12 protein-coding genes and 1 pseudogene are annotated in these 13186 nt (G+C 68.0%); 1 reads left to right on the forward strand and 12 read right to left on the reverse strand.

Annotated features, from left to right (window positions below; translation table 11 throughout):
* Positions 1-6 precede the first annotated feature (6 nt).
* The 7 genes and pseudogenes from RNZ50_20950 to RNZ50_20980 all read right to left on the reverse strand — a co-directional run bounded on the left by RNZ50_20950 (position 7) and on the right by RNZ50_20980 (position 7007).
* Positions 7-672 (reverse strand): MT-A70 family methyltransferase, encoded by a 666-nt coding sequence (locus RNZ50_20950; protein ID MDT8857463.1) that lies wholly within the window; start codon positions 670-672, stop codon positions 7-9.
* On the reverse strand, positions 672-1262 hold the full coding sequence (locus RNZ50_20955; GenBank protein ID MDT8857464.1) for a BglII/BstYI family type II restriction endonuclease: 591 nt from the start codon (positions 1260-1262) through the stop codon (positions 672-674). The genes RNZ50_20950 and RNZ50_20955 overlap by 1 nt, the downstream gene beginning before the upstream one ends.
* A gap of 183 nt (positions 1263-1445) precedes the next feature.
* Positions 1446-2468, reverse strand: coding sequence for an aspartate-semialdehyde dehydrogenase (locus RNZ50_20960; protein ID MDT8857465.1), 1023 nt, complete (start codon positions 2466-2468; stop codon positions 1446-1448).
* 63 nt (positions 2469-2531) lie between these two features.
* A pseudogene (locus RNZ50_20965) lies at positions 2532-3148 on the reverse strand (glycosyltransferase family 29 protein).
* Positions 3149-3421: 273 nt separating this feature from the next.
* The gene (locus RNZ50_20970) at positions 3422-4474 is read right to left on the reverse strand and encodes a glycosyltransferase family 4 protein (protein MDT8857466.1); all 1053 of its coding nucleotides are present in this window, start codon (positions 4472-4474) and stop codon (positions 3422-3424) included.
* A 54-nt stretch (positions 4475-4528) separates the two neighbouring features.
* Entirely contained in the window at positions 4529-5701 is a 1173-nt protein-coding gene (locus tag RNZ50_20975) for an MFS transporter (GenBank protein MDT8857467.1), read from the reverse strand.
* A gap of 70 nt (positions 5702-5771) precedes the next feature.
* Positions 5772-7007, reverse strand: a complete 1236-nt coding sequence (locus RNZ50_20980; protein MDT8857468.1) for an MFS transporter — start codon at positions 7005-7007, stop codon at positions 5772-5774.
* Between the two features lie 209 nt (positions 7008-7216).
* Here RNZ50_20980 and RNZ50_20985 point away from each other — a divergent pair, with 209 nt between their 5' ends.
* The gene (locus tag RNZ50_20985) at positions 7217-8824 is read left to right on the forward strand and encodes an alpha glucosidase (protein ID MDT8857469.1); all 1608 of its coding nucleotides are present in this window, start codon (positions 7217-7219) and stop codon (positions 8822-8824) included.
* A 6-nt stretch (positions 8825-8830) separates the two neighbouring features.
* On the opposite strand, the gene RNZ50_20990 is transcribed toward RNZ50_20985, so the two are convergent.
* The 5 genes from RNZ50_20990 to RNZ50_21010 form a co-directional block, all read right to left on the reverse strand.
* The gene (locus tag RNZ50_20990) at positions 8831-9688 is read right to left on the reverse strand and encodes an SMP-30/gluconolactonase/LRE family protein (GenBank protein ID MDT8857470.1); all 858 of its coding nucleotides are present in this window, start codon (positions 9686-9688) and stop codon (positions 8831-8833) included.
* On the reverse strand, positions 9685-10290 hold the full coding sequence (locus tag RNZ50_20995; GenBank protein MDT8857471.1) for a 2-dehydro-3-deoxy-6-phosphogalactonate aldolase: 606 nt from the start codon (positions 10288-10290) through the stop codon (positions 9685-9687). Before RNZ50_20995 ends, RNZ50_20990 begins: the two co-directional genes overlap by 4 nt.
* A complete protein-coding gene (locus RNZ50_21000) occupies positions 10287-11183 on the reverse strand; it encodes a 2-dehydro-3-deoxygalactonokinase (GenBank protein ID MDT8857472.1) in 897 nt (298 codons plus the stop codon). The genes RNZ50_20995 and RNZ50_21000 overlap by 4 nt, the downstream gene beginning before the upstream one ends.
* On the reverse strand, positions 11180-11950 hold the full coding sequence (locus RNZ50_21005) for an SDR family oxidoreductase (protein MDT8857473.1): 771 nt from the start codon (positions 11948-11950) through the stop codon (positions 11180-11182). Before RNZ50_21005 ends, RNZ50_21000 begins: the two co-directional genes overlap by 4 nt.
* Positions 11951-12205: 255 nt before the next feature.
* Complete coding sequence (locus RNZ50_21010) at positions 12206-13108, reverse strand: rhodanese-related sulfurtransferase (protein ID MDT8857474.1); 903 nt, start codon at positions 13106-13108, stop codon at positions 12206-12208.
* Between the last annotated feature and the right edge of the window lie 78 nt (positions 13109-13186).

A 13186-nucleotide genomic window follows, 5' to 3' on the forward strand; every position in this document is an offset into this window, starting at 1 on the left:
TCCGCATCAGCCCAGTTTTGCCTTTGCTGCGAAGGGAACGACTAGCGGAAGTACATTTGATTGGGAGTGGTTTGCGTAGGTTTCCCATGTCGGCGTGTATTCGTCCGACTGATTTCCCCATACAGTCCAACCGACACGCGGACCCCGCGCGAACATTTCCAGTCTCGGTCCGTTACTGCAACCTTCGATGAGCTGGTATTGCTCGTCCGGTTTTCGGCTATGCTCGCGCTTTTGCGACGAAATGATATTCTCTTGGGTTCTGCCGAGTTGCATGGTTCGGGCATTTTTCCCCCTTACCCCGAACAACAATACCTCAGTGACATTTCGGAAGTAAAAGCCCACACCACGACGGTCTGGGCCGCCATCTTTTCGTATCTTGTACCAGATAATATTGCTTTTATAGCTGAAACCCCAATTTTCCATAACCTTCAGGCCATCCGGCAGCAGCGCGTTCGGCACCCACAGGTACAAGTGCGCCGTATCTGCTACAATGGCCTCAACCGGAAGATCGCAGATCTCGCGGAGATTCATAGTCGGGTATCGTGACAATCTTTTGTGTTCGGGAGCCATTTTTCCCGTTCTGTTCTGAAACTGCCACGGCGGGTCAGCCAGAACGGTGCGGTATTTTGTCTTACCCGCTCTCTCCAGAAGATCATCAGCTGCAGTGATCATTACAGATCCTCCACGAATAGGGACTTCTTGATTCCGAAAACCAGTATCGGGCAGCCTGCGCCACCGCCACCTTCGATTCTTGGCAGCAACTTGGACATATGGGTCGTGGAGTTTCCATAGGATGATCCTCGCCCAAGCTGGTTAAAAATGTCTTGAAGTTCGTCAGCACGCGTTATGATGATACCGACACTTACGGCCCGCAAATCGAACAGCAGGCGGAAGTTGTTAAGATCTCTGTCGAAAAAAGGATCCTTGTTGTTCCATTCGATCTCGAGTGCCACGCAGTTCTTGAAACAGTCAATTTTATGGGTCGGGGAATCGAGTCTGGCACCATCGACCTCGAAAGCTGTTTGAAACTGTTTCTCTACCCAGCCGCGTTCCAAGAGAAACGCATCAATGAATCCAGAAAGCTTGGATTTGTTTCCGCCCCCAATCGTGACCCAGGACTTCTTCAGACGGAAGGCAGAAAGCAGGTCCAGTAAGTCCTGCCATTCAGAAGGGTAGTCTTGAGACAGGATAGCACTGGCGTGGCGCCATTCGTGGCATTCGTAGTTTTCTGCGACGAACAATGGAAGGCGATCGCTCAACATCTCGTACCTCCCGGGAGAAGCACTAGCTTAGGTAGTGGGGACTCCATGTGCAAGTCACTTTCAGAAGCCTGACCGCCCGGCGCGACGACACGTTCCGGAGCGCGGCGCGCGAGGAGGGCCGGGGGGCACAGGGGGCGCTTGACCTGTGGCCGCCGCCGGGGCTGACCCCGGCGGCCGCGCGGCTCAACCCTTCTTGAGGCAGCGGTTGCCCAGCACTTCGGCGATCTGCACGGCGTTCAGGGCGGCGCCCTTGCGCAGGTTGTCGGACACGCACCACAGGTTCAGGCCGTTGTCGATCGTGCTGTCCTGACGGATGCGCGAAATGTAGGTGGCATAGTCGCCCACGCATTCGACCGGGGTGATGTAGCCGCCGTTTTCGCGCTTGTCGATCACCATGACGCCGGGGGATTCGCGCAGGATGTCGCGGGCCTCGTGTTCGTCAAGGAAATCCTCGAACTCGATGTTGATCGATTCCGAATGGCCGACGAAGACCGGGACACGGACGCAGGTCGCGGTGACCTTGATGTTCTTGTCGAGGATCTTCTTGGTTTCCGCGACCATCTTCCATTCTTCCTTGGTCGAGCCGTCGTCAAGGAACACGTCGATGTGCGGGATCACGTTGAAGGCGATCTGCTTGGTGAACTTTTTCGGCGCGACTTCCTGACCGGGGACGTAGATGCCCTTGGTCTGGTTCCACAGCTCGTCGATGCCTTCCTTGCCGGCGCCCGAAACCGACTGGTAGGTGGAGACCACCACGCGCTTGATGCGGGCACGGTCGTGCAGCGGCTTCAGCGCCACGACCATCTGCGCGGTGGAGCAGTTGGGGTTGGCGATGATCATCTTGTTCTTGTAGTCGTGGATCGCGTCGGCGTTCACTTCCGGCACGATCAGCGGGATCGCCGGGTCGTAGCGGTAGAGCGACGAGTTGTCGATCACCACGCAGCCGGCGGCGGCGGCGCGGGGGGCGTAGATCTTCGTCGCTTCTGACCCCACGGCGAACAGCGCGATGTCCCAGCCGGTGAAGTCGAAGGTGTCGAGGTCGCGGGTCTTGACGGTCTTGTCGCCAAAGCTGATCTCGGTGCCCAGCGACTTGCGGCTTGCCAGCGCGGCAATCTCGTCCACCGGGAACTCGCGCTCGGCGAGGATGTTCAGCATTTCGCGGCCCACGTTGCCCGTGGCGCCGGCGACGACGACTTTGTAGCCCATCGGACCCTCCTTCACGTCGGAATGACGCGGTTCCTTAGCGCAACGGGGGGCGGGGGGAAAGGGCTATCGGTGCAGGGTGAAGCGGGGGTCGGTGGCGAGCAGGCCTTCGGTGAAGGCACGCTCGGCCGCGAAATCGTGCGGGGTCTGGTCGGCGCGGCGGCGGCCCGAGAGCGACTGGCTGGCGAAGAAGTCGAAGCCGTGGAGCGCGATGGCGGCGGCGGAGGAGCGGGCCAGGAGGTCGATCAGCATCAGGCCGGTGGTGGGGGGGCGCCGAGGGTGGCGCGGAGGCGGTGGAAGTCGGGCAGCGGGTGCAGGTGGAAGCCGGGGGAGGTGGCGACGGCGAAGGGCAGGCGCTTGCGCTTGTGCGACATCCACAGGATGCGGGCGGGGGCGAGCCGGGCGAGGTCGGCGGCGGGGATCGACGTGGCAAGGGCCAGGATGTCGGTGCGGCGGCCGTGGCTTTGCGGCGCGGGCATCGGGGCGCGGTTGATGCGGATCACGAGGTCGGCGGCGTCGATGGCGGCCCCCTCGCGCCGGTCCGACAGGCTGCGGGCGTTGCCGACGATGGCGACGGATTTTCCCGCAAGGCTGGCGAGCAGGGCGGCTTGCGGTTGCGACAGCGCCTGAAGCGAGGCTTCGCGGCGCAGGGTGCGGGCGAGGAGGAAGCCGAGGCGGGTCATGTGCGGCGGGGGGTGGCGCTTGCGGTGGCGGCGGAGCCTCCGGCGGGGATATTTGAGAACAGAAGAAGGGGGGCGGGGGTTGACTGGCGCGGGGCGGGGGCGGGGGCCTCCGGCGGGGATATTCGGGAACAGGCGCAGGGGTGGGTCATGCGGGGGTGTCCCCTGGCTGAAGGCGTTGCACCCGGGGATGGCGGAGGAGCCTCCGGCGGGGATATTTGAGAACAGAAGAAGGGGAAGAGGGTCGGTTGCGGCCCGTGGATGGGGGAGGGGTGGTCATGCGGGGGTGTCCAGCAGGCGGCGGTAGAGGGTGATCAGGGCGGCGGCTTCATCCTCGATGCGGAAGCCTGCGCAGACGTGGGCGCGGGCGGCGGCGCGCAGGGTGGAGCCCAAGCCGGGGTCGGACAGCAGGCGGGCGGTGGCGGCGGCGAGGGCGGCGGGGTCGCCGGGGGTGACCAGATCGCCGGTGATGCCGGGCAGCACCAGTTCCGGAAACGCGCCGACGCGGGTCGCCAGCACGGGGACGCCACAGGCCATCGCCTCCAGCGGGGTGAGGCCGAAACCTTCCCAGCGCTGGGGTGCGATGTAGAGGTCGAGCACGCGATACCAGTCGGGCATGGCATCCACCGGGACTTCGGGCACGAAGCGGATGCGGTCTTGAAGGCCGGCGGCGGCCACTCTGGCTTGCAGCGCCTCGGCCATTGCCTGATGCGCCGGAGTGGCGCGGCCCATCACCAGCGCCACGGCCTGCGGGGTGGCGGGCAGCAGCGACAGCATCGCGGTGACGAAATCGCCGGTGCCCTTCTGGTCGCGGATGCGGCCGTAGCAGCCGATCAGCAGCGCGTCTTCCGGCAGGCCGAGGGTGCGGCGCAGGGCGGCGGGGTCATCGGCCGGGCGGAAGGTGGCGGTGTCGATGCCGTGCAGGATCACCGTTGCCGGGCGGTCGAGATAGCCCGCCGTCCGGCGCGAGGTGGCAACCAGCGCATCCATTTGCGCGATCAGCCAGCGGGTGTATCCAGTGTGGTGCCGTTGCGAGGCGGAGGTGAACAGCAGCCGCAGGCGGCGGCGCAGGAAGTGGCGCAGGAAAAGGCCCAGCAGCATTTCGGTGTTGCGCCGTGCGTGCCAGACCCGCCAGCGGTCGCGCGGCAGGAATGCCATGCGCCACAGCGGCAGATGCGGCAGGGCGGCGGGCAGGCCCGGGCCGGTGGCGACGATGCCGATCGCGCGGGCCTGCACCGGCACGAGGCGGGCGATGGTGGCCGTGACGCCGGACAGGCGGCGCTTGAGGTTCGGTGCGATGACCTCGATCTGGGAAATGGGGGTGGGCATCGGAACCTCCGGTCTGCCCGTGACTAGCGCAGAACGGGGCGGCGGGGAAGGCGGTCAGTCGGTGCGGTCTTTCGACCAGAGGTAGGTCAGCGACCCGGCCAGCAGCAGGAGCGCCAGCAGGCCGAAAAGCGCGGCATAGGGCGCCTCGGGCGGCACGGGGCTGATGGCGGCGTGCAGGCGGCCCATGCCGATCTGTGCCACGCCGATGGTGCCGATGCCGAACAGGTTCAGAAGCGTGACGCCGCGCCCCACCAGATGCGGCGGGAAGAAGGCGCGGCCGTGGGCCATGATCATCGGGAAGGTGGCGCCGAAGAAGCCGACGCCCGCCAGCAGCGCGACCGTCAGCCAGCCTCCCGCCGCGGGCAGGGCCCAGAGGGCGGCAAGGCAGGCCGCCGCCGCCATGTTGCCGCCGAACACCAGCCATTTGCGCGTGCCCAGCACCCGGTCGAGCGGGCCGTAGGCGAAGTTGCCCGCCACCATCGCAAGGCCCATCACCAGCGTCACCTGCCCGATGCCGGCCGCGCCGGCGCCGAACACGTCGGTGTAGTAGGGGCCGACCCACAGCCCGCGCAGCGCGGCGGCGGGCATGTAGTTCACCGACATCATCGCGAGGATCGGCCAGATCAGCGGCATCCGCAGCAGGTCGAGCAGCGACCCCTTGGGGCCGCCCGTCACCCGCACGGGGTCGCGCACCAGCGCCGCGATGCCCAGCGCCAGCACCCCCGACAAGAGCGCCAGCGCCAGCAGCGTCTCGCGCCAGCCGAAGGTCTGCACCGCCCATGCCAGCGGCATCGAGCCCGCGATGTTGCCAAGCGAGCCGATGCCCAGCGTGGCGCCCGCCAGCGTTCCGAAAACCACCGGCGAATACTGCCGCGCGAAGATGTAGTAGCTGGCCATCAGCACCGGCGAGCAGCCGATGCCGATCAGCGCCATGGCAAGCGTGATCGCCCCCGGCCCCTGCGCCAGCCCGAACACCAGCGCGCCCCCGGCCCCGCCAAGCCCGAACAGCACCGCCGCCGTCAGCCGTGGGCCGACCCGGTCGAGCGCCCAGCCGACCGGAAGCTGCATGGCGGCGAAGGTCAGGAACCACACGCCCGAGGCCATCGCCAGATCCTCGGCGGTGGCGCCAAGCTCGGTCTTCAGCAGCGGGGTCAGCACCGCGAGGAAGGCGCGGTAGAACTGGCTGAGCACATAGGCCAGCACGAGGCTGGCAATTCCGGCTTTCATGATGGTCCCCCCGTTCGCGGGCGGACATTGGCGCGGCGGAGCGGCGGGGGCAAGGGGGATTGCCCGGTTTTCAGGCGGTTTGCAAAGCGAGCGGGCGCTCGCGGATCGGAAGGTGGACCACCGCCGAGAAGGCGCCGACGCCGACGCCGATCCACCACACCATCGTGTAGTCGCCGGTCAGGTCATACATCCTGCCGCCGAGCCAGACGCCCATGAAGCTGCCGATCTGGTGGCTGAGGAAGACGAAGCCGTAAAGGGTGCCCATGTAGCGCAGCCCGTAGATATGCGCGACGAGGCCCGAGGTCAGGGGCACGGTCGCCAGCCACAGCGCCCCCATGAACAGCGAGAACAGGAGCACGGTCGCGGGGGTCATCGGCGTCAGGATGAAGGCGGCCGAGACCAGCGTGCGGGCGATGTAGATGCCGGTCAGCAGGTACTTCTTGGAATACTTGCGCCCCAGCCAGCCAGCCGTGACGGTGCCCGCGATGTTGGCAAGGCCGATCACCGCGATCGACACCGCGCCCAGCGCCGAGGTGGTCTTGATGCCCATCGCGGCCAGCGGGCCGGTGGGGTCGATGGCGCCGCACATCTCGGTCACGAAGGCGGGGAAGTGGGCGGTGATGAAGGCAAGCTGATAGCCGCAGGAAAAGAAGCCGACGAAGATCAGGATGAAGGACGGGTCGCGGAAGGCGCGGATCAGGACGGTGCCGAGCGATTCCTCAAGCTCGGCCCGTGTGGCGAGGGTGGGAGTGCGCAGGAAGGGCAGCGCGAACAGGGTGGACAGCACGACGGCGGCGAAGATCAGGAACACGGTCTGCCAGGGGAAGATTTGCAGCAGCGCCTCGGCCACCGGGGCGCCGAACACCTGCCCCGCGGAGCCTGCGGCGGTGGCGATGCCCAGTGCCAGGCTGCGGTTGTCGGCGCTGGCGGCGCGGCCGACCACGGCGAGGATCACCCCGAAGCCGGTGCCCGCGATGCCGAAGCCGACGAGGATTTCCAGCAACTGGTGCTGGCCCGGTGTGATGGCATAGCTGGAAAGCACGAGGCCCGCCGCATAGGTGAAGGCCCCGGCGATGATGGCGCGGCGGTCGCCGAAACGTTCGGCCAAAGCGCCGAAGATCGGTTGGCCGATGCCCCAGGCGAGGTTCTGGATGGCGATGGCCATGCTGAACTCGGACCGGGCCCAGTTGAACTCCTCGGCAATCGGGATCTGGAACACGCCGAAGCTGGCACGCACGGCAAAGGACAGCATCAGGATGACGCAGCCCGCCACGAGGACGGGGGTGAAGACGGGGGCTTTGGTCATGGCAGGCTCCGGTTCGCGGTTGCACGGTGTGGCGGGCGCGGTGCCGGGTCAATGGGGATTTTGTGATGTGCAGGATACCGGATTTTGATGGCGGGAGGGCGGAAGGGGCGGAGCCTCCGGCGAGGATATTTGAGAACAGAAGAAGGGGCCGGGTTGTGTCGGGCGCGGCACTCGACCATGCTGCGCTGCAACAACGGATGGGGTGCGGGATGCGGGAATGGTGGCGGGGGTCGGTGACCTATCAGGTGTATCCGCGGTCATTCCAGGACAGCGACGGCGACGGGATCGGCGATCTGCGCGGGATCACGGCGCGGCTGGAGCATGTCGCGGGGCTGGGGGTCGATGCGGTCTGGCTGTCGCCGGTGTTCCGGTCACCGATGGCCGACATGGGGTACGACGTGTCGGACTATACCGACATCGACCCGCTGTTCGGCACGCTGGAGGATTTCGACGCGCTGCTGGTGCAGGCCCATGCGCTGGGGCTGCGGGTGATCATCGACCAGGTGCTGAGCCATTCGTCGGCGGAGCATCCGTTCTTTCGGGAAAGCCGGGCTGACCGGGTGAACCCCAAGGCCGACTGGTATGTCTGGGCCGACCCGCGCCCGGACGGCACGCCGCCGAACAACTGGGTGTCGGTGTTCGGCGGGTCGGCATGGGAGTGGGACGCGCGGCGGCGGCAGTATTACCTGCACAACTTTCTGGCCAGCCAGCCGGATTTCAACTTTCACAACCCGGAGGTGCAGGACTGGCTGCTGGGCGTCATGCGCTTCTGGCTGGACCGGGGGGTGGACGGGTTCCGGCTGGATACGGTGAACTTCTATTTCCATGATGCGAGGCTGCGGTCGAACGGGCCGGAGCCGCGGGCGGAAAACCTGCCTGCCGTGAACCCCTATGACATGCAGGACCATATTCATTCCAAGACGCAGCCCGAGAATCTGGCGTTTCTGGAGCGGATGCGGGCGCTGCTGGATGAATACGACGACCGCGCGATGGTGGGCGAGGTCGGCGAGGGGCCTGCCCGCGCCTTGCGGGTGATGGCCGAATATACCGCCGCGGGGCGGCTGCACATGGCCTATTCGTTCGACCTGCTGGGCAACGATTTCACCGCCGCGCATTTCCGCAGCAGGGTGGAGGGGTTTTTCAAGGCCGCCCCCGATGGCTGCCCGTGCTGGGCCTTTTCCAACCACGACGTGATCCGGCATGTGACGCGCTGGACGGCGTTCGGCACGCAGGACGATCTGGCGCGGCAGGCGGCGGCGTTGCTGCTGAGCCTGCAGGGGTCGGTGTGCCTCTATCAGGGCGAGGAACTGGGGCAGACCGAGACCGACATCGCATATCACGAACTCACCGACCCGCCGGGCTTCACCTTCTGGCCCGACTACAAGGGCCGCGACGGTTGCCGGACGCCGATGGTCTGGGATGCCACGCCGCAGGGCGGCTTTACCGAAGGGGTGCCGTGGCTGCCGGTGAAGCCGCCGCAACTGGCGCGCAACGTGGCGGGGCAGATCGGGGTCGCCGGGTCGGTGCTGGAAACCTGTCGCGCGATGCTGGCCTTCCGGCGGGGCAGTGCCTTGCAGGACGGGCAGAGCCGGTTCTTCGACCTGCCCGAGCCGCTGCTGGCCTTCGTGCGGGAGGCGGCGGACGCGGCGGTGCTTTGTGTGTTCAACCTGTCGCCCGAGCCTGCCGTGGTGCAGGTGGCCGGGGTGGCGGGGCTGACGGGGCTGGCGCAGGCGGCGGTGCTGGATGGCGGCACGCTGGCGCTGGGGGCGAACGGCTTTGCGTTTCTGGCGGTCAGCGGCGCGGTGACGGTTGCGTGAGCCGGGTCACAGGATGACGTGCGGTTCGGGCTGGCCGCGACCGATGCCGGGGGCGGCGAAGGTCTGGCCCGCCAGCGGGTAACGCTCCAGCGCCTCGGGCGACATGCCCTGCCGGGCGGTGGTGCAGTAGAGCGTGGCAAGATCCGCGCCACCGAACGCGGGGCAGGAGGTGTGGGGTGCCGCAAAGGGCACGCTGCGCAGCAGGCGGCCGTCGGGGGCATAGGCCGCGACCCGCCCTGCCCCCCACAGCGCCAGCCACAGGGTGCCCGCGGCATCGACCACCGCGCCATCGGGGTTCAGCCGTTCGGCGGCAAGGTCGAGAAACACCTGCGGGTCGCCCTGCGGCCAGCCGTCGGGATCGAGCGCCACGCGCATCACCTGCCGCAGTTCGGTATCGCAGAAATGCGCGTGCCGACCGTCGGGCGTGAAGCAGATGGCGTTCGAGATGGTGATCGAGGCAAACAGGCGGCGCAGTTCGCCCTTGTAGAAGCGGTAGATCGCGCCCTGCCCTTCTTCGGCCTTCTTGCCCATCGTGCCGATCCAGAAACCGCCCTGCAGATCGGCGCGGCCGTCGTTGGGCCGGGTGCCGGGCCGGTCCGCCTCCAGCGGGCAGAGATCCTGCCGTGCGCCGGTTTCGACGTTGAAGCGGAACAGTGCGGTTTCCGAGGCGATCAGCAGGTGGTCGTGGTCGATCCAGCCCGCCGCCGAGACGTTTTCGGCAAAGGCCCATGCGCGCGGGCCGGTGGCGTCGCGCGACAGCAGTCGGTTGCCGGTGATGTCGAACCAGAAAAGCTGGCGGCGGGTCGGGTGCCAGAGCGGGCCCTCGCCCAGGGTGCATTGGCGGGAATCGAAAACCGGGGTCATGTGAGGACCTCGTCACAGGCTTGCACCAGGGTGGCGGCGCGGGCGGCGATCTCGGCCACGCCCATGCCGGGGGAATAGAGCGCGGCGCCGACGCCGAAGCCGCTGGCCCCGGCGGCGACCCATTGCGCGAAGTTGGCGGGGCCGGCGCCGCCCACGGCATAGACCGGCGTGGCGGGGGGGAGAACGGCGCGGATGGCCTTCAGCCCATCCGGGCCGATCAGGCTGGCGGGAAACAGCTTCAGCCCGTCGGCACCGGCGTGCAGGGCGGCGAAGCATTCGGTGGGCGTCATGACGCCCGGCCAGCTTTGCAGGCCGTGCGCCCTGGTGGCGGCGATTACCGCCGGGTCGCAGTTGGGCGACACCACCAGCGTGCCGCCGACATCCGCCAGCCGGGCGACCTGATCGGGGGTCAGCACGGTGCCCGCGCCGATGGTGGCTTGGCTGCCGAAGGCGCGCACCATTGCCGCGATCGAGGCGAAGGGGTCGGGCGAGTTGAGCGGCACCTCGATGGTGGTGATGCCCGCCGCAATCAGGGCTTCAGCGACCGGCACGGCCTCGGGAGGGGTCAGGCCGCGCAGGATGGCGATCAGCGGGCGGGTCATCGGCGCTCCAGTGCGGTGGCAAGGCCCGCGATGACGCAGGCGGCGGCGGGCCAGGTGCGGCTGGGGGTGCCTTGCAGGGTCAGGGCGGTGGCGTAGGTGGTGCAAAGCGGCTCGGCCCCGACCAGGATCACCTGCTGGCCCAGCCACCACGGGCGGGCGGCGGCAAGCTCGATCCCGATCAGCAGGCCCGACAGGCGGGCCCGGGCAGCGGCGGGCGAAAGGCCCGACAGCAGGCTTTCGGCGCGCAGGGCGAACAGGCGGGCGGCAATGCTGGCGGGATGCGACTGCGCGTCGGACAGGGCGGCGGCGAAGGCGCCCGCGTCCCAGCCGTCGCCTGGCATGGCGTGGCGCAGCACGGAACCCTGCGACAGCAGCGCGAACAGCTCGCCCGTCATGAAGGTCTGGAAGCCCACAACCTCGCCCGCGCTGATCTGCGCCCATTTGCAATGGGTGCCGGGCAGGCAGATCACCCCGTCGAACGCCGGATGCAGGGCAAGGGCGCCCGCGATCTGGGTTTCCTCGCCGCGCATCACGTCGGCCGGGCGTTGCTGGGAAAGGCCGGGAACAAGGCGCAGGTGCAGGCGCGGGTCTTTGGTCGGCACCGGGATCAGGCGGGCGGGGTCGAGCGGGGCGCAGGGCACCGGGCGGTAGGGGGCCTCGACCCAGCCCTGGCGGCTGCCGACCATGCCGCACGCGAGGACGGGCGTCGGGCGGGTCAGCCAGGGGCCGACCAGGCGCAGCAGGGCGGGTTCGAACTCGGCCGGGGAAAGGCGGGACATGCCATCGTCGGAGGACGCCTCGGCCAATGTGACGCCATCGCACGTCAGGGCGAAGGCGCGAAGGCGGGTCGTGCCCCAGTCGATCGCGATCCAGTCGGGGGAAGCGGCGGTCATCCGGTCACCACCACGCCGCCGTCGATCACCAGAGCCTGGCCGGTCATCATCCTGGAGGCGGCAGAGGCGAGGAAAAGCACGCCGCCGGTGATGTCATCGGGCACCAGCGTGTCGGTCAGGCACTGGCGGGCGAGGTGGGCCCGGAGCGCCTCGGGGGTGACCCAGAGATCCTTCTGCTTTTGCGTCATCACCCAGCCGGGGGTCAGGGTGTTGACCCGGACGCGGTCGGGGCCGAACTCGCGGGCAAGGCTGCGGGTCAGGCCGTTGATGCCGGAGTTGGCGGTGGTGTAGGCCGGGTAGCCCGCGTTGCCCATCATGTAGCTGATCGAGGAGAAGTTGATGATCGACCCGCCGCCCGCCGCCTGCATCCCGGGAATCACCGCCTGCGCCGCGAAGAAACAGGCCCTGAGGTTGATCGCCATCGATCTGTCCCAATAGTCGGGCGTCACGTCGAGGGTGGCGTGGCGCTGGTCGTTGGCGGCGTTGTTGACCAGCACGGTGACCGGGCCATGCGCGGCTGCGGCCCCTGCAATAGCGGCTTGCAGGGCGGGCGTGTCGGTGATGTCGCAGGGGATGAACAGCGGGCGGTTGCCGGTGCTGGCGGCCATCTCGTCGCAGAACGCGGTGGCGTCGGAGCGCTGCACGAAGGCGACGCGCGCGCCCTGACGCAGGAACGCCTCGGTCAGCGCGGCGCCGATGCCGGACCCGCCGCCGGTGATGAACACCGATGCGTCGGCAAGGTCGGGGTAGCGGGGCGGATGGGACATGGATGGGGCCTTGGCGCTGGGCGTGGCGGAAGGGGCGGAGCCTCCGGCGGGGATATTTGAGAACAGAAGAAGGGCAAGGGGCGTGGGTGGATGCGGCAAACCATGCGGCCCGGTGGCGGGACCTGTCAACTGCACGCGACGCGGCGGTGCCGACGGCAGGCCGGGGGCAATGCGCCCGAGGGGCCGCGCCGGGCTTCGGACAGCCGGGTGGTTCGGTGGGCGGAGAGGGATTTTTCGTAGAAAAATCGTGGCGGGTCAGTCGGCGAAGTGGCGGGTGCCGCGCGATCGGGCCAGGGCGATCTGGTGCTGGCGCTCGCGGAAGCGGGCGCGGTCGGCGTCGCCGTGTTCGCTGAGGCAGCGCGGGCAGGAGACGCCTTCCTCGTAATCGGGGCTGGCGCGGTCCTCGGGGGTGACGGGGCGGCGGCAGGCGTGGCAAAGGGCGTTCTCGCCCGGTTGCAGCCCGTGGCCGACCGAGACGCGGGCGTCGAACACGAAGCATTCGCCCTGCCACAGGCTTTCCCCGGCAGGCACGTCTTCGAGGTATTTCAGGATGCCGCCCTGCAGGTGGAACACGTCTTCCACCCCCTGCCCCAGCAGCCAGTTGGTCGATTTCTCGCAGCGGATGCCGCCGGTGCAGAACATCGCGATGCGCTTGTTGTGGAAGCGGTCCTTGTTGGCCTGCCACCAGGCGGGAAAGTCGCGGAAGGCGCGGGTGCCGGGGTCGACGGCGCCCTGAAACGTGCCGATGGCTACCTCGTAGTCGTTGCGGGTGTCGATCACCGCCACGTCGGGGGCGGAAATCAGCGCGTTCCAGTCGGCGGGGGCGACGTAGTGGCCGACGCGGGCGCGCGGATCGACATCGGGCTGGCCCATCGTCACGATCTCGCGCTTCAGGCGGACCTTCATGCGGCCGAAGGGCATGGTGGCGGCGGGGCTTTCCTTCCACATGAGGCCGGCGCAGCCCGGCAGGGCGCGCAGATGCGCCAGCACCGCGTCTATGCCGCCCCGGTTGCCCGCGATGGTGCCGTTGATGCCCTCGCCCGCCAGCAAAAGCGAGCCCTTGACGCCCTGCGACTGGCACAGCGCCAGAAGCGGCGCGCGCAGCGCGTCGGGGTCGGGGAAGCGGGTGAAGTGGTAGAGCGCGGCGACGGTCAGCATGGCTGGCTGATTGGCCCCGACGGGGCGGAAATGCAAGCCCCTGCCGCCCGGCCCGCCCGCGCTGTTGACGCAGGGCCA

It is taken from the genome of Paracoccaceae bacterium Fryx2, from assembly GCA_032334235.1.
Lineage (GTDB): Bacteria > Pseudomonadota > Alphaproteobacteria > Rhodobacterales > Rhodobacteraceae > JAVSGI01.

Bases quoted from the DNA above. Each gene is read 5' to 3' on its own strand.
- RNZ50_20990 (MDT8857470.1), bottom strand. From the start codon at position 9,688: ATGACCCCGGTTTTCGATTCCCGCCAATGCACCCTGGGCGAGGGCCCG.
- RNZ50_20970 (MDT8857466.1), bottom strand. From the start codon at position 4,474: ATGCCCACCCCCATTTCCCAGATCGAGGTCATCGCACCGAACCTCAAG.
- RNZ50_21010 (MDT8857474.1), bottom strand. From the start codon at position 13,108: ATGCTGACCGTCGCCGCGCTCTACCACTTCACCCGCTTCCCCGACCCC.
- RNZ50_21000 (MDT8857472.1), bottom strand. From the start codon at position 11,183: ATGACCGCCGCTTCCCCCGACTGGATCGCGATCGACTGGGGCACGACC.
- RNZ50_21005 (MDT8857473.1), bottom strand. From the start codon at position 11,950: ATGTCCCATCCGCCCCGCTACCCCGACCTTGCCGACGCATCGGTGTTC.
- RNZ50_20995 (MDT8857471.1), bottom strand. From the start codon at position 10,290: ATGACCCGCCCGCTGATCGCCATCCTGCGCGGCCTGACCCCTCCCGAG.
- RNZ50_20980 (MDT8857468.1), bottom strand. From the start codon at position 7,007: ATGACCAAAGCCCCCGTCTTCACCCCCGTCCTCGTGGCGGGCTGCGTC.
- RNZ50_20985 (MDT8857469.1), top strand. From the start codon at position 7,217: ATGCGGGAATGGTGGCGGGGGTCGGTGACCTATCAGGTGTATCCGCGG.
- RNZ50_20975 (MDT8857467.1), bottom strand. From the start codon at position 5,701: ATGAAAGCCGGAATTGCCAGCCTCGTGCTGGCCTATGTGCTCAGCCAG.
- RNZ50_20960 (MDT8857465.1), bottom strand. From the start codon at position 2,468: ATGGGCTACAAAGTCGTCGTCGCCGGCGCCACGGGCAACGTGGGCCGC.
- RNZ50_20950 (MDT8857463.1), bottom strand. From the start codon at position 672: ATGATCACTGCAGCTGATGATCTTCTGGAGAGAGCGGGTAAGACAAAA.
- RNZ50_20955 (MDT8857464.1), bottom strand. From the start codon at position 1,262: ATGTTGAGCGATCGCCTTCCATTGTTCGTCGCAGAAAACTACGAATGC.